16 protein-coding genes and 1 riboswitch are annotated in these 17569 nt (G+C 70.5%); of the genes, 9 read left to right on the forward strand and 7 right to left on the reverse strand.

Annotated features, from left to right (window positions below; translation table 11 throughout):
• Window positions 1-31: 31 nt before the first annotated feature.
• The 3 genes from rsgA to OG741_RS26355 form a co-directional block, all read right to left on the reverse strand.
• Window positions 32-1045, reverse strand: a complete 1014-nt coding sequence (gene rsgA, locus OG741_RS26345; protein WP_266487215.1) for a ribosome small subunit-dependent GTPase A — start codon at window positions 1043-1045, stop codon at window positions 32-34.
• Window positions 1046-1051: 6 nt separating this feature from the next.
• Window positions 1052-2392 carry a 3-phosphoshikimate 1-carboxyvinyltransferase gene (gene aroA / locus OG741_RS26350; protein ID WP_405601845.1) on the reverse strand — a complete coding sequence of 447 codons (1341 nt, stop codon included), beginning with the start codon at window positions 2390-2392 and terminating at the stop codon, window positions 1052-1054.
• 133 nt (window positions 2393-2525) lie between these two features.
• Window positions 2526-3242, reverse strand: coding sequence for a M50 family metallopeptidase (locus tag OG741_RS26355; protein ID WP_405601848.1), 717 nt, complete (start codon window positions 3240-3242; stop codon window positions 2526-2528).
• A 49-nt stretch (window positions 3243-3291) separates the two neighbouring features.
• On the opposite strand from OG741_RS26355, the gene OG741_RS26360 reads away from it, so the two are divergent.
• The 8 genes from OG741_RS26360 to def all read left to right on the forward strand — a co-directional run bounded on the left by OG741_RS26360 (window position 3292) and on the right by def (window position 10638).
• On the forward strand, window positions 3292-4107 hold the full coding sequence (locus tag OG741_RS26360) for an SOS response-associated peptidase (protein WP_405601851.1): 816 nt from the start codon (window positions 3292-3294) through the stop codon (window positions 4105-4107).
• Window positions 4108-4162: 55 nt separating this feature from the next.
• The gene (locus OG741_RS26365; protein WP_405601854.1) at window positions 4163-4798 is read left to right on the forward strand and encodes an alpha/beta family hydrolase; all 636 of its coding nucleotides are present in this window, start codon (window positions 4163-4165) and stop codon (window positions 4796-4798) included.
• 236 nt (window positions 4799-5034) lie between these two features.
• On the forward strand, window positions 5035-5700 hold the full coding sequence (locus OG741_RS26370) for a sigma-70 family RNA polymerase sigma factor (protein WP_266487700.1): 666 nt from the start codon (window positions 5035-5037) through the stop codon (window positions 5698-5700).
• On the forward strand, window positions 5697-6017 hold the full coding sequence (rsrA, locus tag OG741_RS26375; RefSeq protein WP_266487220.1) for a mycothiol system anti-sigma-R factor: 321 nt from the start codon (window positions 5697-5699) through the stop codon (window positions 6015-6017). Before OG741_RS26370 ends, rsrA begins: the two co-directional genes overlap by 4 nt.
• A 168-nt stretch (window positions 6018-6185) precedes the next feature.
• Complete coding sequence (locus tag OG741_RS26380; protein WP_405601856.1) at window positions 6186-7604, forward strand: HD-GYP domain-containing protein; 1419 nt, start codon at window positions 6186-6188, stop codon at window positions 7602-7604.
• Window positions 7601-8863, forward strand: coding sequence for an HD-GYP domain-containing protein (locus tag OG741_RS26385; protein ID WP_405601859.1), 1263 nt, complete (start codon window positions 7601-7603; stop codon window positions 8861-8863). The genes OG741_RS26380 and OG741_RS26385 overlap by 4 nt, the downstream gene beginning before the upstream one ends.
• 105 nt (window positions 8864-8968) lie before the next feature.
• A complete protein-coding gene (locus OG741_RS26390; protein ID WP_266487706.1) occupies window positions 8969-9949 on the forward strand; it encodes a hypothetical protein in 981 nt (326 codons plus the stop codon).
• Between the two features lie 59 nt (window positions 9950-10008).
• Entirely contained in the window at window positions 10009-10638 is a 630-nt protein-coding gene (def, locus tag OG741_RS26395) for a peptide deformylase (protein WP_405601862.1), read from the forward strand.
• Between the two features lie 31 nt (window positions 10639-10669).
• Here def and OG741_RS26400 read toward each other — a convergent pair whose 3' ends face one another.
• Window positions 10670-11638: a GlxA family transcriptional regulator gene (locus OG741_RS26400; protein ID WP_405601865.1), complete on the reverse strand. Its 969-nt coding sequence runs from the start codon at window positions 11636-11638 to the stop codon at window positions 10670-10672.
• Window positions 11639-11720: 82 nt separating this feature from the next.
• Between OG741_RS26400 and OG741_RS26405 the strand changes: the two genes are divergently transcribed.
• The gene (locus OG741_RS26405) at window positions 11721-12035 is read left to right on the forward strand and encodes a hypothetical protein (protein ID WP_405601868.1); all 315 of its coding nucleotides are present in this window, start codon (window positions 11721-11723) and stop codon (window positions 12033-12035) included.
• Window positions 12036-12049: 14 nt separating this feature from the next.
• Here OG741_RS26405 and rox read toward each other — a convergent pair whose 3' ends face one another.
• The 3 genes from rox to OG741_RS26420 all read right to left on the reverse strand — a co-directional run bounded on the left by rox (window position 12050) and on the right by OG741_RS26420 (window position 17138).
• Window positions 12050-13477, reverse strand: coding sequence for a rifampin monooxygenase (gene rox / locus OG741_RS26410; protein ID WP_405601870.1), 1428 nt, complete (start codon window positions 13475-13477; stop codon window positions 12050-12052).
• A 278-nt stretch (window positions 13478-13755) separates the two neighbouring features.
• Complete coding sequence (locus OG741_RS26415; protein ID WP_405601873.1) at window positions 13756-14772, reverse strand: ribonucleotide-diphosphate reductase subunit beta; 1017 nt, start codon at window positions 14770-14772, stop codon at window positions 13756-13758.
• On the reverse strand, window positions 14772-17138 hold the full coding sequence (locus OG741_RS26420; RefSeq protein WP_405601876.1) for a ribonucleoside-diphosphate reductase subunit alpha: 2367 nt from the start codon (window positions 17136-17138) through the stop codon (window positions 14772-14774). The genes OG741_RS26415 and OG741_RS26420 overlap by 1 nt, the downstream gene beginning before the upstream one ends.
• Before the next feature lie 126 nt (window positions 17139-17264).
• A riboswitch (cobalamin riboswitch) is annotated at window positions 17265-17432 on the reverse strand.
• Window positions 17433-17569 lie beyond the last annotated feature (137 nt).

The raw sequence follows: 17569 nt of genomic DNA on the forward strand, positions 1-17569 counted from the left end.
CCAACTGCGGCGGGCCGCAAACGTGCGGGAGTCAGTCCCCCTCGCGTCGTTCCCTGGTGGCCAGCAGACGCCGCAATGAGTAGAGCCGCGCCGGATCCGCGTGCCCCTCGGCGACCCACTCGTCCAGCGCGCAGTCCGGCTCGTCATGACTGCATGCCCGCGGACAGCCCTCCGTACCCGGTACGAGATCGGGGAAGGCGAGGATCACGCGGGACGGATCGACATGGTGCAGACCGAAGGAGCGCACGCCCGGGGTGTCGATCACCCAGCCGCCCTCCTTGCCCGAGAGCGGCAGGGCCAGCGCCGATGTGGTGGTGTGCCGGCCGCGGCCCGTGACCGCGTTGACAACGCCCGTGCTCCGTCGACGGTCCTTCGGGACAAGGGCGTTGACCAGGGTCGTCTTGCCGACACCGGAGTGGCCGACGAACACGGTGGTCCGTCCCCGGAGGTGCTCGTAGACCCGGTCGGCCGCGGCGCCGTCCACGAACTCGTCGCGCGTGGTGACGATATGGGGGACGCCCAGCGCGCCGTACTTCTCCAGCAGTTCGTCGGGCGAGGCCAGATCCGACTTGGTCAGGACGAGGAGCGGGGTGAGCCCGCCGTCGTACGCCGCGACGATGCAGCGGTCGATCAGCCGCGGGCGCGGTTCCGGGTCGGCCAGCGCCGTCACGATCGCCAGTTGGTCGGCGTTGGCGACGACCACGCGCTCGTACGGATCGTCGTCGTCGGCGGTCCTGCGCAGCACCGACTTGCGCTCCTCGATGCGCACGATCCGCGCGAGGGTGTCCTTCTCGCCGGACAGATCGCCGACGATGCCGACACGGTCGCCCACCACAGCGGCCTTGCGGCCCAGTTCGCGGGCCTTCATGGCCATCACCACGCGGTCCTCGACGAGGCAGGTGAGCCGGCCCCGGTCGACGGTCAGGACCATGCCCTCGACCGCGTCCTCGTGCTTGGGGCGGATGTTGGAACGGGGCCGGTTGCCCTTGCGGTTGGGGCGGGAGCGGATGTCGTCCTCGTCGGTGTGCTTGCCGTAGCGGCGCATCTGTCGTCAGGCCCCGAGCATTCCGGCCCACATCCGCGGGAAGTCGGGCAGGGTCTTGGCGGTCGTCGCCACGTTCTCGATCTGTACGCCCTCGACGGCGAGGCCGATGATCGAGCCCGCCGTCGCCATCCGGTGGTCGTGGTACGTGTGGAAGACGCCGCCGTGCAGCGGGCGCGGGCGGATGTGCAGCCCGTCCTCGGTCTCGGTGACATCGCCGCCGAGCTCGTTGATCTCCTTGGTCAGGGCCGCGAGGCGGTCCGTCTCGTGGAGGCGAAGATGTGCCACGCCGCGCAGCGTGGAGGGGGAGTCGGCGAGCGCCGCGACCGCCGCGATGCCCGGGGTCAGTTCGCCGACCTCGCCGAGATCGACGTCGATGCCGTGGATGCGGCCCGTGCCGGTGAACGTGAGACCCGACTCGGTCAGTTCGCAGGCACCGCCCATCTCGGTGAAGATCCGGCGCAGTGCGTCACCGGGCTGGGTGGTGCGCTCGGGCCAGTCGGGGATGGTGACCCGGCCGCCGGTGATCAGCGCGGCGGCGAGGAACGGCTGGGCGTTGGACAGATCCGGCTCGACGGTCAGATCGCGGCCGAGCAGGGCGGAGGGGGAGACCCGCCAGACATTGGGCTCGCCGCCGGTCTCGGGCTCGTCGACCTGGGCGCCGACCGCGCGGAGCATGTCGACGGTCATCCGGATGTGCGGCATGGAGGGGAGGGTGCCGCCGATGTGGCGTACCTCCACGCCCTGGTTGAATCGCGGCGCTGACAGCAGAAGGGCGCTGACGAACTGCGAGGACGAGGAGGCGTCGATTTCCACCGAGCCGCCGTCCAGCGCGCCGCTGCCGAACACGGTCATCGGGAGCGAGCCGCGCCCGTCGTCGTCGATACGGGCGCCGAGGACGCGCAGCGCGTCGATCACGCCGTTCAGCGGGCGCTCGTAGGAACGGGGGTCGCCGTCGAAGCGGACCGCGCCGTCGGCCAGCGCGGCGACGGGGGGCAGGAAGCGCATCACCGTACCGGCGTTGCCGACGTCGATCGTGGCGGGGCCGTGCAGACCGGCGGGAATGACGCGCCAGGCCTCGCCCTCGCCGTCGTGGCTGCCCGCGACGGTGGAGCTGGAGGACACCGTCTCCTCGATGCCGACGCCCAGCGCGCGCAGGGCATCCGCCATCAGGAGGCTGTCGCGGGAGCGCAGCGGGCGGCGCAGCCAGCCGGGTTCGGCGGCCAGGGCCGCCAGCACCAGGGCCCGGTTGGTGACCGACTTGGACCCGGGCACGGTCACCGTCGCTTCGACGGCTCCGGTCGCGTAGGGGGCGGGCCACAGGGCGGGGTGCACGGAGCTTTCGGTCATGGCCATCACTTTAGTGGTTCCGCGAAGACCAGGATCTTGATCAAAAGTGGCGAAATCGGGGCGTAACCGGGGAGTGATAGAGGGCTCGGCCGGTCAGGTTTCCCGGCGCGTCCGCCCACCGGACCGCGGGTGTTCAAAGGCCCAGCAGCCAGCGGCCGCCGCCGATAAGTGAACACAGTGACACGGCATGGAACAGGAACAGCCACATCGCGGCCGGTACATGGGTCAGCCGGGACAGCTGATCGGCGTCCGAGTCCGGGGCCCCGCCGTGGCGCCGCTTGGACTGGAGCTCGAAGGCCGGTCGTACGCCGCCGAGCAGCAGGAACCAGACGGCGGTGTAGGCGAAGGCGGCCTGCACCTCGGCTTCTGTCAGCCAGGAGACAAGGAGGAAGGCGGCGCCGGTGAGGATCACGGTGAGCGCGCCGTACGCGTTGCGGATCATCACCAGCATCGCGATGAGCAGGGCGGTGGCCAGCCAGAGAAGCAGCGTGATGTGGTGCGCGGCGAGCAGCCAAGCCCCGCCGAGGCCCAGGAGCGGTGGCGCGGTGTAGCCCGCGGCCGCCGTAAGGATCATGCCGAGACCGGTGGGCTTGCCGCGGCTGACCGTGAGGCCGCTGGTGTCGGAGTGCAGCCGGATGCCGTCGAGCCGGCGGCCGGTGAGCAGCGCGACGAGGCCGTGGCCGCCCTCGTGGGCGATGGTGATGGCGTTGCGCGAGATCCGCCATATCGGGTGGGGTGCGACGACGCCGAGAGCGATGACGCCCGCGACGAGGACGAGCCATTCGTCGGGGGCGGGCTGAGAGCCGAAGACGCGGTCCCAGAGATCGGTGGCTGACTGTGTGATGGCCATTTCTCGGGCGGCTCCTCGGGCGGCGGGCAGGAGTGGCAGTCTGGCACTCATGTGCGGACGGTATGCAGCGAGTCGTAGGCCCGAGGATCTCTCAGGACTCTTCGAGGTCGAGAAGTGGGATTCCAAGGAGACGCTGGAGCCCGACTGGAACGTGGCCCCCACGAAGGACGTCTACGCGATTCTCGAGCGCCCTGTGAAAGACGCCCCGGACCGGCGTCCGGTTCGCCAGCTGCGGGCGCTGAAATGGGGGCTCGTGCCGTCGTGGGCCAAGTCACCCGAGGGCGCGGCACGGATGATCAACGCGCGGGCCGAGACGATTCACGAGAAGCCGTCCTTCCGCAAGCCCTTCGTCTCGCGGCGCTGCATCCTGCCCGCGGACGGCTATTTCGAGTGGGTGACCGGGGCGGGCGAGCGGGAGCTCGAGGTCGAGGGCAAGAAGAAGCGCCCGCGCAAGCAGCCGTACTTCGTGACGCCGGCGGACGGATCGGTGTTCGCGATGGCGGGGCTGTACGAGTTCTGGCGGGACCGGACGCTGCCGGACGAACATCCGCTGGCGTGGTGGGTGACGTGCTCGGTGATCACCACGGAGGCGGAGAAGGGCCCGCTGGGGGTGGCCCCGGCGCAGGGCCCCCGGTCGCTCTCCGACATCCACCCGCGGATGCCGCTGATGCTGACACCGGACCGGTGGGACGCGTGGCTGGACCCCTCACGGACGGACCTGGACGAACTGCGCGGGATGCTGGAACCGCCGCCGGAGGGGCTGATGCGGGCGTACGCGGTGACGACCGCGGTGAGCAATGTGCGCAACAACGGGCCGGAGCTGCTGGAGGAGCTGGCGGCGCCGGAGGTGGAGACGCTGTTCTGACCGCACCCCGTCGCGGCGCAGCCCTGTCGCACGCTTCGCGCGGCAGGATGGAAGCGTGAGTCGGATCGAGAGCGTGGAGACGGACGCCGGTGAGGCGCGTGTCACCTGGCATGCCGCCAGGCGGGCCCGGCTGGTGCTGGGGCTCGGGCACGGTGCCGGGGGCGGGATCGAGGCGCGGGATCTGCAGGCCGTCGCCCGGGGCCTGACCGCGGACGGGGTCACCGTCGCGCTGGTGGAGCAGCCCTGGCGGGTGGCCGGGAAGAAGGTCGCCCCCGCGCCGAAGACGCTCGACGCCGGATGGCGCGGCATCTGGCCCGTACTGGCGAAGTCCGGGCTGCCCGTGGTCGCCGGAGGGCGCAGTGCCGGGGCCCGTGTCGCCTGCCGGACCGCGGTCGAGCTCGGGGCCGTCGGGGTGCTCGCGCTGAGCTTTCCGTTGCATCCGCCGGGCCGTCCCGAGAAGTCCCGCGCCGACGAGCTGCTCGGAGCGGGCGTGCCCACCCTCGTCGTACAGGGCGGCAACGATCCCTTCGGGAAGCCCGCGGAATTCCCCGAGGGGGCGTACGAGCTCGTGGAAGTCCCCTACGGAGATCACGGCTTCGCCGTCCCCAAGCGGGCCGGGATCAGCGAGAGCGAGACGCTGCGGGTGATCACGGATGCGGTGCGGGACTGGGTCCGCGGGCTCCGGGAATGATGCGCGCGCACACACTGTTGAGGCGGTTGTCGGGACGTCAGTCACAGCGCACGGAGTAGGGAGTCCACAGCATGGGTTCGACCATCTGCCCGAGCCGCTCGAACACCGCTGACCTGGAGTGGACGGTGCTTTCCGCGGCCAAGACCGCCCCTCGTCGGGCGGCGGGCGGAGCGGATCGTCGTCTATCCTCCGAGTCGAGCGGGTCCGCATTCGGTCTCGCCACAGCGTTGGAGGAGGTGGGTCCGGTCACTGGGACCGACGCAGGGACCGACGACGGCCAGGCGGGGCAGTCCGAGGAGACGACTGCCGAGCGCAATGCCCGTTTCGAGCGGGACGCTCTCGGCTTCCTGGACCAGATGTACTCGGCCGCGCTGCGTATGACGCGGAATCCGGCTGATGCCGAGGATCTCGTGCAGGAGACGTATGCCAAGGCGTACGGATCCTTCCACCAGTTCCGCGAGGGCACGAACCTCAAGGCGTGGATGTACCGGATCCTCACGAACACCTTCATCAACTCGTACCGCAAGAAGCAGCGCGAGCCCCAGCGCAGTGGCGCCGAGGAGATCGAGGACTGGCAGCTGGCGCGCGCCGAGTCGCACATGTCGACCGGGCTGCGCTCCGCCGAGTCGCAGGCTCTCGACCACCTGCCGGACTCGGACGTCAAGGCAGCGCTGCAGGCCATTCCCGAGGAGTTCCGAATCGCGGTCTATCTCGCGGACGTAGAGGGCTTTGCGTACAAGGAGATCGCGGACATCATGGGAACACCGATCGGGACGGTGATGTCCCGCCTGCACCGGGGCCGCCGTCAACTGCGCGGCATGCTTGAGGATTACGCGCGCGAGCGCGGACTCGTACCCGCCGGTGCGGGGGAGTCGAACAACGCGAAAGGCTCGGGCTCATGAGCTGCGGAGAGCCGCACGAGACGGACTGCTCAGAGGTCCTGGACCATCTCTACGAGTTTCTCGACCGTGAGATGTCCGAGAGCGACTGCACGAAGTTCGAGGTGCACTTCGAGGAGTGCTCGCCGTGCCTGGAGAAGTACGGTCTCGAGCAGGCGGTGAAGAAGCTCGTCAAGCGTTGCTGCGGACATGACGACGTGCCCAGCGATCTGCGGGCCAAGGTCATGGGGCGCATCGATCTCATCCGCTCGGGGCAGGCCGTGCCCGACCACGATGTGACGGTCGCCGGCGCGGACCTCCCGGGTCTCGCCCAGGAGTAGCCGACAAACAAACTCGTACACGCGTTCAGGGTGCGTCGCGATTCTCGCGGCGCACCCTGCTCGTATGTTCACCCACGTGTCACCCGTGGGTGCGAACAGAGCGCATCCGCCCGCCGTTCACCCTTCAACTCGCTAGCCTGGCGCTCGATTTGAGGAGGGGGCTGGGCGGTGACGGCCATACCGACGGCGGCACGTGCGTACATTCTCGGCGCCGTGCTCTGCGCTGCGGCCTGCGCGCTGCCGCTGCTGCCCCCTGTGAGGCCGGGCGCCACGGTGCCTTGGAGCGCGCTGCTGCTGGCCGGTCTGTACGCGGTGTGCGAGATGCCCGCCCGCTGGCGCTGTCCCGGCGACCGGGTGCCGGTCGGCGCCGGGTCCTTCTTCCCCGTGCTGCTCGCCGCGGCCTTTGTGCTGCCGCCCCCCGCGGCCGCGCTCGTCGCCGTGCCCGGCGCGCTGCTGGGGCGGGTGGACCAGCGGCCCGCGGGTGTACGGCGGATCTGGCGCGCCGCCCGGCTCTCGCTCGCGACCTGGGGCGCGGCGCAGGCGTATCTGCTGCTCGGCGGCGGGCGGACGCTGCGCGTACCGGACTTTCCGTATGCGCTGCTGCCGGCCGCGGCCGGAGCCCTCGCCTTCTGTCTGGTGCTGACCGCGCTCGACGGCGGCATCCTCGCCACCGCGGAACGGCTGCCCGTACGCAGCGCCTGGCGCGGGCCGCTGCTGCGCTCACTGGCTCCGCACCTCGTGCACGGGCTCGCCGGGCTGATGATGGCGGTGCTGTGGCGCAGTCCGTACGGGCCGCTGTCCGCGCTCCTCGTCCTGCTGCCGATGTACATCTCCTGCTGGATCTTCGCGCAGTACCACCATGAGCGGGCCGCGCATCAGGCGACGATCCGGGCGCTGGTGCAGGCGGTCGACATCAAGGACAAGTACACCCGGGGGCACAGCGAGCGGGTGGGGCGCGCGTCCGTGCTGATCGCGCGCGAACTGAGCATGGACGAAGGGCGCCTGGAGGTGCTCAGGTCCGCCGGGATCCTGCACGACGTGGGCAAGCTCGGGGTGCCGACGCGCGTACTGCGCAAGGACGGTCCGCTGACGCCGCAGGAGCGGCGGGTGATCGAGCTGCATCCGGAGTACGGGCACGAGATGGTGCGCGGGATCGGATTCCTGGGGGAGGCGCGGGCGGCGATCCTGCACCACCACGAGCGGCTGGACGGCAGCGGATATCCGTACGGTCTGGTGGGGCCGCAGATCCCCGAGTTCGCGCGGGTGGTCGCGGTCGCGGACGCCTTCGACGCGATGACCTCGACGCGTTCGTACAGCCGGGCGCGGCCGGTGGACGCGGCGCTCGAGGAGCTGAAGCGGTGCGCGGGGACGCAGTTCGACCCGCAGATGGTGCAGGCACTGGTGCGGGCGCTCGCCCGGCACGGCTGGGAGACCTCGGTGACATCGGACGAGCCGGTCGCGCAGGCGGCGTGCGGAAACGTCCCGCCACAGCCTGAGCAGCAACCGGAGTCGCAGCCGCAGCCCGTCCGGTTGCCGGTCCGTGGGCCGCTCGCGGGCCGCGACGGTGCGCCGGGCGGACCGGAGTGAGCCCGGCGGCCGGGATCACCGTTCGCGGGGTGTACGCCGCCGCCGCCCTGCTCACCGGTGGGGCCCTCGCCCTGACCCTGTGGCAGGGGCTCGAACAGCCCGCAAACGCCCTGGCCTTCGGGACGTTCATCGCCGTCGGGGAGCTGGCCCGCTGGGGCGCTCTGCTCGGGGAGCGCGAACCGGCGCCCCTCGGTGCCGCCGGAGCCCTCGCGTACGCGCTCCTGGGGGAGTGCGCAGGGCAGCCCACGACACACGGCGTGCTGCAAGTCGTCTGCGTCGTCGTCGCGGCAGCGCTCGCCGGTGCCGTGCCCCATGTGGCGCGGGGGAGCGGGCCCGCGCTCGATCATGTGGCGCGGCGGGTGCTGACCGTCTCCTTCGCCGCCGCCTGCTTCCAGCCGCTGTACAACTCCGGCGAGTTGGAGCGCTGGGTCGGACACGGGGCGTACTACCCGCTGTTCCTCGTCGTCCTGCTCCTGCTGACCGCCCTGTGCGACGCCGTACTGGCCGCCGCGATGCTGCACGCCCGCACCACTGGCTTCCCGTACACACCACTGCTGCGTGAGGAGCTCAGAGCCCTCCTCGGCATCGGTTCGGCCGTCTGCGCGACCGGGGCCGTGATGGCGCTCTCCGTCGCCGTCGCAGGGCTCTGGGCGCTGCCCGTGTTCTGTGTGCCGCTGCTGCTGACGCAGCTGTCCTTCCGCCGGTACGCGGCCGTGCGCACCACCTACCGGCAGACCATCGCCTCCCTCGCCCGGTCGACCGAGATCGCCGGATACACCCGGCCGGGCCATGCCCGCCGGGTCGCGGCGCTCTCCACCGCGGTGGGGCGCGAGCTGGGGCTCTCGGGCTCCGAGCTGACCGTTCTGGAGTACGCGGCCCTGATGCACGACATCGGGCAGCTCTCGCTCGTGGACCCCGTTCGGGACGGGGCCACCGCCCTGCTGCCCGTGGCCGAGCAGCGGCGGATAGCCCTGCTGGGGGGTGCGGTCGTGCGCCAGACCGGGGTCCCGGCCGCCGTCGCGGTCGTTGTGGAGCTGCAGGCAGATCCGTACCGCGAACAGCCGCTGCCCGCCCGGATTGTCCGCGCCGTCAACGCATACGACGATCTGACCGGGGGAAGCGGACGAACAGCGGGCGGAGTGCTCGGCGCACTCGAACAGCTGCGTCTGGGCACAGGGCGGGACTACCAGCCAGAGGTCGTCGAATCGCTCGCCAGAGTCCTTGCCCGAGGCGGTCTGGCCCCGGTGCCGCCTGGGTAACCCATGGGTAATGAGCGAGCCTCCAGCTCGGCATGGTTGGATGCGAAGGAAGGCACAAAACAGGTGTCCGGGGGCAGTGACCCGAGCGACCGGCAGGCGGGAATCGTGAGGATCTTCGGGAAGGTACGGCATCGGCCCTCCGCCTCGTGGCGGCAGGCCACCGACCGCGCGTTCACGCTGATCGGCGACGGCCGGTACGAGGACGCGGGCGCGCTGCTGACAAGGGCGGCGGACCTGGAGCCCTGGCTCTCGGAGTCCTGGTTCAACCTTGCACTTCTGCACAAGTTCCGGCACGACTGGGAGCAGGCCCGCGCCGCCGGCCTGCGGGCCGTCGCGCTGCTGGACAAGGAGACCGGCGCCCCCGACTGGTGGAACGTCGGGATCGCCGCCACCGCCCTCCAGGACTGGCCGCTGGCCCGCCGCGCCTGGCAGGCCTACGGACTCAAGGTGCCCGGCGCGGCCGCGGCGAACGGCGAGCCGGTCGGCATGGAGCTCGGCAGCGCCGCCGTACGGCTGTCGCCCGAGGGCGAGGCCGAGGTGGTGTGGGGCCGCAGGCTTGATCCGGCACGGATAGAAGTGCTCTCGATCCCGCTGCCGTCCTCCGGGCGGCGCTGGGGCGAGGTCGTCCTGCACGACGGCGTGCCGCACGGCGAGCGGACCACCACCGCCGGGCCCTCGTACCCCGTGTTCGACGAGATCGAGCTCTGGGCGCCCTCTCCCGTCCCCACCTGGGTGGTGCTGCTGGAAGCCGCGACCGAGGCCGACCGGGACGCCCTGGAGCAGCTCGCCTCCGACGCCGGCTTCGCCGCCGAGGACTGGTCCTCCTCCGTGCGGCTGCTGTGCCGGGCCTGCTCCGAGAGCCGGATGCCCAGCGCCGAGGGCGAGGGCGAGCACCTGGACCCGCACGACCACAGCGAGCCGGGCCACCCGGGACCGCTGGGCCACCGCACAGCGGGCGATCTGTGGTCGCCGGAGCGCGAGTGCGGGATCGCCGCCCCCGCCGGGCTGGTCCGGGGCCTGCTGGACGGCTGGGTCGCCGACAGCCCCGGCACCCGTGAGTGGCGGGATCTCGAAGAAGTCTGCTGACCGAGGGCCGTAGGCTGTACGGGATCGATTCGGGTTCCCAGGAAGGCGCAGAAGCGGCCATGGCGCAGCAGCAGACGGACGAGCAGGTGAACGACGGCTTCGTCGTCGACACGGAGAACTGCGAGGAGCGCGAGCTGGCGTACCGCGAGCGCGGCACGGCCCGCCCGATCACGGTCGTCGGCAACCCCGTGCTCCACAAGGAGTGCAAGGACGTCACCGAGTTCGACGACAAGCTCGCGGCTCTGATCGACGACATGTTCGCCAGCCAGAAGGCGGCGGAGGGCGTGGGCCTTGCCGCCAACCAGATCGGCGTCGACCTCAAGGTCTTCGTGTACGACTGCCCCGACGACGACGGCCGACGTCACACCGGTGTCGTCTGCAACCCGGTGCTGGAGGAGCTGCCGCCGGAGCTGCGCGTCCTCGACGACTCCAACGAGGGCTGCCTCTCCGTCCCGACGGCCTACGCCTCGCTGGCCCGCCCCGACTACGCGGTGGTGCGCGGCCAGGACGCCGAAGGCAATCCGATCAAGGTGCGCGGCACGGGCTACTTCGCCCGCTGCCTCCAGCACGAGACGGACCATCTGTACGGCTACCTGTACATCGACCGGCTCTCCAAGCGGGACCGCAAGGACGCGCTGCGCCAGATGGAAGAGGGCACGCCGCGCTACGAGACCGTCCCCAAGGCCTGATCCTTCGGGGAGCGCCTGCCGGGGCGGTGCGTCACGCGACGCCGTGCAGCGGGCCCCGGAAGGTGCGGCGGTAGGCGTGCGGCGTGGTGCCGAGCGTCCGCAGGAAGTGGTGGCGCAGTGCGGCCGCGTTGCCGAAGCCGGCGCGGCCCGCGATCGCGTCCACCGTCTCGTCCGTCGTCTCCAGCAACTCCTGTGACAGCAGCACCCGTTGGCGCAGCAGCCAGCGGTAGGGAGTGGTGCCCGTCTCCTGCTGGAAGCGGCGGGCGAAGGTACGCGGCGACATATGCGCCCGGGCGGCGAGCTGCTCGACGGTCAGCTCGACGTCCAGATGCCGCTCCATCCAGGCCAGCACCTCGCCGACCGTGTCGCACGAGGTGCGCGGCAGCGGGCGGTCGATGTACTGCGCCTGGCCGCCGTCGCGGTGCGGCGGCACCACCATGCGGCGGGCGATGCTGTTGGCGGTCTCGGGGCCGTGCTCCTGGCGTACGACATGGAGGCAGGCGTCGATCGCCGCCGCGGTGCCGGCCGAGGTGATCACCGGCCCCTCGTCGACGTACAGCACATCGGGGTCGACGAGGGCCCGCGGACAGCGCTCGGCCAGGGCACGGGCGTGCCGCCAGTGGGTGGTGCAGCGGCGGCCGTCGAGCAGCCCGGCGGCACCGAGGACGAAAGCGCCGGTGCAGACGCTCAGCACGCGCGCACCGCGGTCGACGGCGCGGCGCAGCGCGTCGAGCAACTCCTGGGGATACTCGCGGGTCGGGTAGGAACCGCCGGTGGGCACGGCGATGAGATCAGCGTCCTCCAGCCGTTCGAGGCCGTACGGAGTGCTGATGGTGAACCCCGCATGCGTGCGCAGGACGGGGCCCTCGGCGGAGACTGCCGCGAAGTCGTACACGGGCAGTCCGTCGTCGCTGCGGTCGAGGCCGAAGATCTCGCTGACGACCCCGAGCTCGAAGGGATGCACGTCCTCCAGGAGGACGGCGGCCACGTTTTTCAGCATGGGACCATTGTGGCAGCAATTCGATGATTCATGACAGTCCTGCCACTGACTTTCTTGGCGCGCGAGGACGACAGTGGACGGCATGAACACATTCCTCGAGTACCTCTTCGTCATCGCCCTCCTCGGGCTCGTCCTCCTTCCCGCACTGGTGGGAAACGTCAGGGAGCGCATCGTCGACCGCCAGCTGCGCGAGGCGGAGCTGGGCCGGAGGGACGTGCGCCGGGCCAGGCTGCTTCAGGCCGAGCTGCGAGAGGCCCGGCGTCGTTCCTCGACCACTGCTCGGGTCCGTGCTCCGGTGCGCACGCCGGTCCCGTCGAGGACGATCGTGAGCCCGAAGCCCACGCCCGTCTCCCGCCGGAACGCGGCAGCGGTGAAGGCCCCGTGCAATGCGGAGTAGCGGTCCGTGGGCCGTCAAGCCGATGGTGCGCCGAACCACTTGGGCAGCCGGCCGAGCAGATCCTGCTGGTCGTCACCGACCCACGCCACATGGCCGTCCGGTCGCAACAGCACAGCGGGCACGTCCAGTTCCTCGCTGAGGTCGACGACGTGGTCGACCCGGTCCGCCCAGCCCTCCACCGAGAGCCGGCCGGTCTGGTCGAGCAGCAGCCCGCGGCCGCCGTGCATCAGCTCGTAGAGGCGACCCTGCTTCAGCTTCACGTCCCGCAGCCGCCGGCCGAGCAGTTCATGGCCCTCGCCGAAGTCGTAGCGGACCCCGATCGCGGTGATCTTCTCGGTCAGGTACCGGTTCACGTCCTCGAAGTCCATCAGTTCCGACACCAGCCGGCGCACTGACCGGGGACCCGGCTCGGGGGACATCAGCAGCATCATCGCGCGGGTGTTCTCCAGCACGTCGGCGGCGACCGGGTGCCGTTCGGTCTGGTAGCTGTCCAGCAGCCCCTCCGGCGCCCAGCCGCCCACCTCGGCGGCCAGTTTCCAGCCGAGATTGAACGCGTCCTGGATGCCGAGGTTGAGCCCCTGCCCGCCGGCCGGCGGGTGGATGTGCGCCGCGTCGCCCGCCAGCAGCACCCGGCCGACCCGGTAGCGCTCGGCCAGCCGGGTGGCGTCGCCGAAGCGGGAGAGCCAGCGCGGCGAGTGCACGCCGAAGTCGGTACCCGCGAACACCCGCAGCTGCTTCTTCACCTCCTCGAGGGTCGGCGGGACCGAGCGGTCCTCGGCCAGCCCTTCGGCGGGTACGACGACGCGGTACACCCCGCCCCCGAAGGGTCCGACGCCGAACCGGAACTGGGTCTTGCGGACTTCGGCCACCACGGCGGCCACCGTCTCCTGCGGTACGGCCACCTCCATCTCGCCCAGCAGCGTCTCGACCCTGGTGGGCTCACCGGGGAAGCCGACGCCGAGCAGCTTGCGCACCGTGCTGCGGCCGCCGTCGCAGCCGACGAGGTAGCGCGAGCGCAGCTGTGTGCCGTCGGCCAGCTCGGCGGTCACCCCGTCGTCGTCCTGGCTCAGCCCGACCAGCTCGCAGCCGCGCCGGATATCGACGCCGACTTCGGTGGCGTGCTCGGTCAGCAGGCGGTCGGTGATGGTCTGCGGGATGCCGAGGACATACGGATGTGCGGTGTCCAGCCGCTCCGGCGACGGCTTCGGGATGCCGGCGTAGAAACCACCGACCGGGTACTGCTGGCCGAGCGCGAGGAACCGCTCCAGCAGACCGCGCTGATCCATCACCTCGACGCTGCGCGCGTGCAGACCGAGCGCGCGGACAAACCTGGTCGGCTCCGTCTCCTTCTCCAGCACGAGCGCGTGCACGCCGTGCAGCCGCAACTCGCAGGCCAGCATCAAGCCGGTCGGTCCACCGCCGGCAATGATCGCGTCAATCATGAAATCCCCCATTCGATTCGACAAAGCACACGTACTTCGCGAATCCCTGATTTACGCAGGTCCTGGCTTCGGCTGACGATTCTGCGCCACGCCCCGGGTCTTGCCGCAAGGCCCCCTGTGCGCTATATGTTGAAAGTGGCAAGGAGTGGGCAAGCTCCTTGCCTTTACTTTTGTCGGCACGAGCAACGACAAGGCCGGGCGGATGCACCCCTGCATCCGCCCGGCCGGTTCTCCCGTCCCCCCGTGACGGGAGAGATCTGTGAGGTCTCGAGTGAGGCCTAGAAGTCGTCGTCGAAGCCGACCGAGCCCTCCACCGCCACCTGGTACGCGGACGGACGGCGCTCGAAGAAGTTCGTCAGCTCCTGGACGCCCTGGAGCTCCATGAAGGAGAACGGATTCTCCGAGCCGTACACCGGGGCGAAGCCGAGCCGGGTGAGCCGCTGGTCGGCGACGCACTGCAGGTATTCGCGCATCGACTCGGTGTTCATGCCGGGCAGACCGTCGCCGCACAGATCGCGGCCGAACTGCAGCTCCGCCTCGACGGCCTCCCTCAGCATGTCGGTGACCTGCTGCTGGAGTTCGTCGTCGAAGAGCTCGGGCTCCTCCTTGCGGACCGTGTCCACGACCTCGAAGGCGAAGTTCATGTGCATGGTCTCGTCGCGGAAGACCCAGTTGGTGCCGGTGGCCAGGCCGTGCAGCAGGCCGCGGGAGCGGAACCAGTAGACGTACGCGAACGCGCCGTAGAAGAACAGCCCCTCGATGCAGGCCGCGAAGCAGATCAGATTCAGCAGGAAGCGCCGCCGGTCGGCCTTCGTCTCCAGCCGGTCGATCTTCTCGACCGAGTCCATCCACTTGAAGCAGAACTGGGCCTTCTCGCGGATGGAGGGGATCTCCTCCACCGCGTCGAACGCGGCCGCGCGGTCATCCGGATCGGGGAGGTAGGTGTCGAGCAGCGTCAGATAGAACTGGACGTGCACGGCCTCCTCGAAGAGCTGACGGCTCAAGTAGAGCCGCGCCTCGGGGGAGTTGATGTGCTTGTAGAGCGTGAGCACCAGGTTGTTGGAGACGATCGAGTCGCCGGTCGCGAAGAACGCGACCAGCCGGCCGATCATGTGCTGCTCGCCCGGCGTGAGCTTGGCGAGGTCGGCGACGTCGGAGTGGAGGTCGACCTCCTCGACGGTCCAGGTGTTCTTGATCGCGTCGCGGTAGCGCTCGTAGAAGTCCGGGTAGCGCATCGGACGCAGGGTCAGCTCGAAGCCCGGGTCGAGGAGATTCTTGTTCTCGGTAGTGGTCATTACTGGCAGGCCTCGCAGGACTCGGGGTTTTCGAGGGAGCAGGCGATCGCGTCGTCGTCGGGCGCGGACGCCTGCTGCACGGGAATGGTCGCCTGCGACTGGGCGGCGCGGGCGATCCGGGTCGCCGGGCGTGAGCGCAGGTAGTACGTCGTCTTCAGGCCCTGCTTCCAGGCGTACGCGTACATCGAGCTGAGCTTCCCGATGGTCGGCGTCTCCAGGAACAGGTTCAGCGACTGCGACTGGTCCAGGAACGGAGTACGGGCGGCGGCCATGTCGATCAGGCCGCGCTGCGGGATCTCCCACGCCGTGCGGTACAGCGCGCGGACATCGGAGGGGATCCAGTTGAAGCCCTGCACCGAGCCGCTGGACTCGCGCAGCGCCTCGCGGGTCTGCGCGTCCCATACGCCCAGCTGCTTCAGCTCCTCCACGAGATAGGCGTTGACCTGGAGGAACTCACCGCTGAGCGTCTCGCGCTTGAACAGGTTGGAGACCTGGGGCTCGATGCACTCGTACACGCCCGCGATCGAGGCGATGGTGGCGGTCGGCGCGATGGCGAGGAGGAGCGAGTTGCGCATGCCGCTCTTCGCCACCCGCGCGCGCAGGGCGTCCCAGCGCTCGGGCCAGTTGAGCTCGACGTCGTAGTGGTCGGGGTGCAGCACGCCACGGGCCGCGCGGGTCTCGGACCAGGCGGGCAGCGGGCCGTTGCGCTCGGCGAGCGAGCAGGACGCCTCGTACGCGGCGAGCATGATCCGCTCGGCGATCCTCGTGGAGAGCGCCTTCGCCTCGGGGGAGTCGAAGGGCAGGCGCAGCTTGAAGAAGACGTCCTGAAGACCCATCGCGCCCAGGCCTACCGGACGCCACCTGGCGTTGGAACGGCCCGCCTGCTCGGTCGGGTAGAAGTTGATGTCGACGACCCGGTCGAGGAAGGTCACGGCGGTACGGACGGTCTCGTCCAGGCGCTCCCAGTCGATGCCGTCGCCCGCGACGAACGAACCCAGGTTGACCGAGCCGAGGTTGCACACGGCGGTCTCGCCGTCGTCCGTGACTTCGAGGATCTCGGTGCACAGGTTGGAGCTGTGCACGACCCGGCCGGGCTCGGCGGTCTGGTTGGCGGTGCGGTTGGAGGCGTCCTTGAAGGTCATCCAGCCGTTGCCGGTCTGGGCGAGCGTACGCATCATCCGGCCGTACAGCTCGCGCGCCGGGATGGCCTTGCGGGCCAGGCCCTGGGCCTCCGCCTTGCGGTACGCGGCGTCGAACTCCTCGCCCCACAGGTCGACCAGCTCGGGCACATCGGCGGGCGAGAACAGCGACCACTCGGCGTCGGCCTCGACGCGGCGCATGAACTCGTCCGGGATCCAGTGCGCGAGGTTGAGGTTGTGCGTACGCCGCGCGTCCTCACCGGTGTTGTCGCGCAGCTCCAGGAACTCCTCGATGTCCGCGTGCCAGGTCTCCAGATAGATCGCGGCCGCGCCCTTGCGCCGGCCGCCCTGGTTCACGGCGGCGACCGAGGCGTCGAGGGTCTTCAGGAACGGCACGATGCCGTTGGAGTGCCCGTTGGTGCCGCGGATCAGCGAACCGCGGGCGCGGATACGGGAGTACGAGAGGCCGATACCACCCGCGTGCTTGGACAGGCGGGCGACCTGGTGGTAGCGGTCGTAGATCGAGTCCAGCTCGTCAAGGGGGGAGTCCAGCAGATAGCAGGACGACATCTGCGGGTGGCGGGTCCCGGAGTTGAAGAGCGTGGGCGAGGAGGGGAGGTAGTCGAGCCTGCTCATCAGCCGGTAGAGCGCGGCGACCTCGTCGAGGGCGCGGGTGCTGTTGTCCTCCGCGAGGCCCGAGGCGACGCGCAGCATGAAGTACTGCGGGGTCTCGATCACCTGACGGGTGATCGGATGCCGCAGCAGATAGCGGCTGTAGAGGGTGCGCAGACCGAAGTAGCCGAAGCGGTCGTCCGCGTCCCGGTCGATCAGCGCGTCCAGCCGGGCGGCGTGCAGCGCCACGAACTCGGCCGTGCGGTCGGCGATCAGGCCCTCGCGGTGGCCGACGGCGACCGAGGCGGAGAAGGAGACCGCGCCCTGTCCGGCTGCCTCGTCGGCGATATGACGGGTCAGCAGGCGGGCGGCGAGCCGGGAGTAGGCAGGGTCCTCGGAGATCAGCCCCGCGGCCGCGTCGGTGGCCAGGCTCCGGAGTTCGGCCGCGTCCGAACCGGCGTGCCGGCCGCGCAGCGCGGCGGCGGCGACACGGCCGGGGTCGGTGTCGGGCAGATCGGCGGTGAGACCCGTCAGGGTCCGCAGAAGGGCGGTCCCGGGGCCGTCGGCCACCTGCTCGGAGATGCCTGAAGCCGGATCGGCTGGCGCGATGGTCACGTGGTGCTCTCCCTCGCTCGGCTCTGGGCCGGCGGGGGGAGGGGGTCACGGGCGCGCGTCAGGGGACGGCTCACCGCGTCCACCGGCCCAACCGCGAGGCCCGGACGTGTCGGCACCCGGTTCGGTCGAGCCGGATGCACCGTCGGCAGGTCTTCGGACTGGTGGGGTACGACAAAGCGCACCGCATCACACCGTTGCGGGACAGTTCCGGATTCGCACCGGATTCCCCTGCGGCGACAGCGAGCATGAGCATACATGTGGGGGCGGGGAGTTGCCGCACCCACCACATGTTGTGTCGGGGCGGCTACGGGGTGCGGGGTGCGCCTGCGGCGGGCTTGTTCCCCACCCCGCCCCTTCCCTTAACCGGGGCTCCGCCCCGGACCCCGCTCCTCAAACGCCGGAGGGGCTGAATATGCGGCTCGGCCGCACAT

Source organism: Streptomyces sp. NBC_01410 (assembly GCF_045040195.1).
GTDB lineage: Bacteria > Actinomycetota > Actinomycetes > Streptomycetales > Streptomycetaceae > Streptomyces.

Coding starts and splice junctions, on each gene's coding strand:
- rsgA (WP_266487215.1), bottom strand. CDS start 1,045: ATGCGCCGCTACGGCAAGCACACCGACGAGGACGACATCCGCTCCCGC.
- aroA (WP_405601845.1), bottom strand. CDS start 2,392: ATGACCGAAAGCTCCGTGCACCCCGCCCTGTGGCCCGCCCCCTACGCG.
- OG741_RS26400 (WP_405601865.1), bottom strand. CDS start 11,638: ATGCTGAAAAACGTGGCCGCCGTCCTCCTGGAGGACGTGCATCCCTTC.
- def (WP_405601862.1), top strand. CDS start 10,009: ATGGCGCAGCAGCAGACGGACGAGCAGGTGAACGACGGCTTCGTCGTC.
- rsrA (WP_266487220.1), top strand. CDS start 5,697: ATGAGCTGCGGAGAGCCGCACGAGACGGACTGCTCAGAGGTCCTGGAC.
- OG741_RS26355 (WP_405601848.1), bottom strand. CDS start 3,242: ATGGCCATCACACAGTCAGCCACCGATCTCTGGGACCGCGTCTTCGGC.
- OG741_RS26360 (WP_405601851.1), top strand. CDS start 3,292: ATGTGCGGACGGTATGCAGCGAGTCGTAGGCCCGAGGATCTCTCAGGA.
- OG741_RS26415 (WP_405601873.1), bottom strand. CDS start 14,772: ATGACCACTACCGAGAACAAGAATCTCCTCGACCCGGGCTTCGAGCTG.
- OG741_RS26405 (WP_405601868.1), top strand. CDS start 11,721: ATGAACACATTCCTCGAGTACCTCTTCGTCATCGCCCTCCTCGGGCTC.
- rox (WP_405601870.1), bottom strand. CDS start 13,477: ATGATTGACGCGATCATTGCCGGCGGTGGACCGACCGGCTTGATGCTG.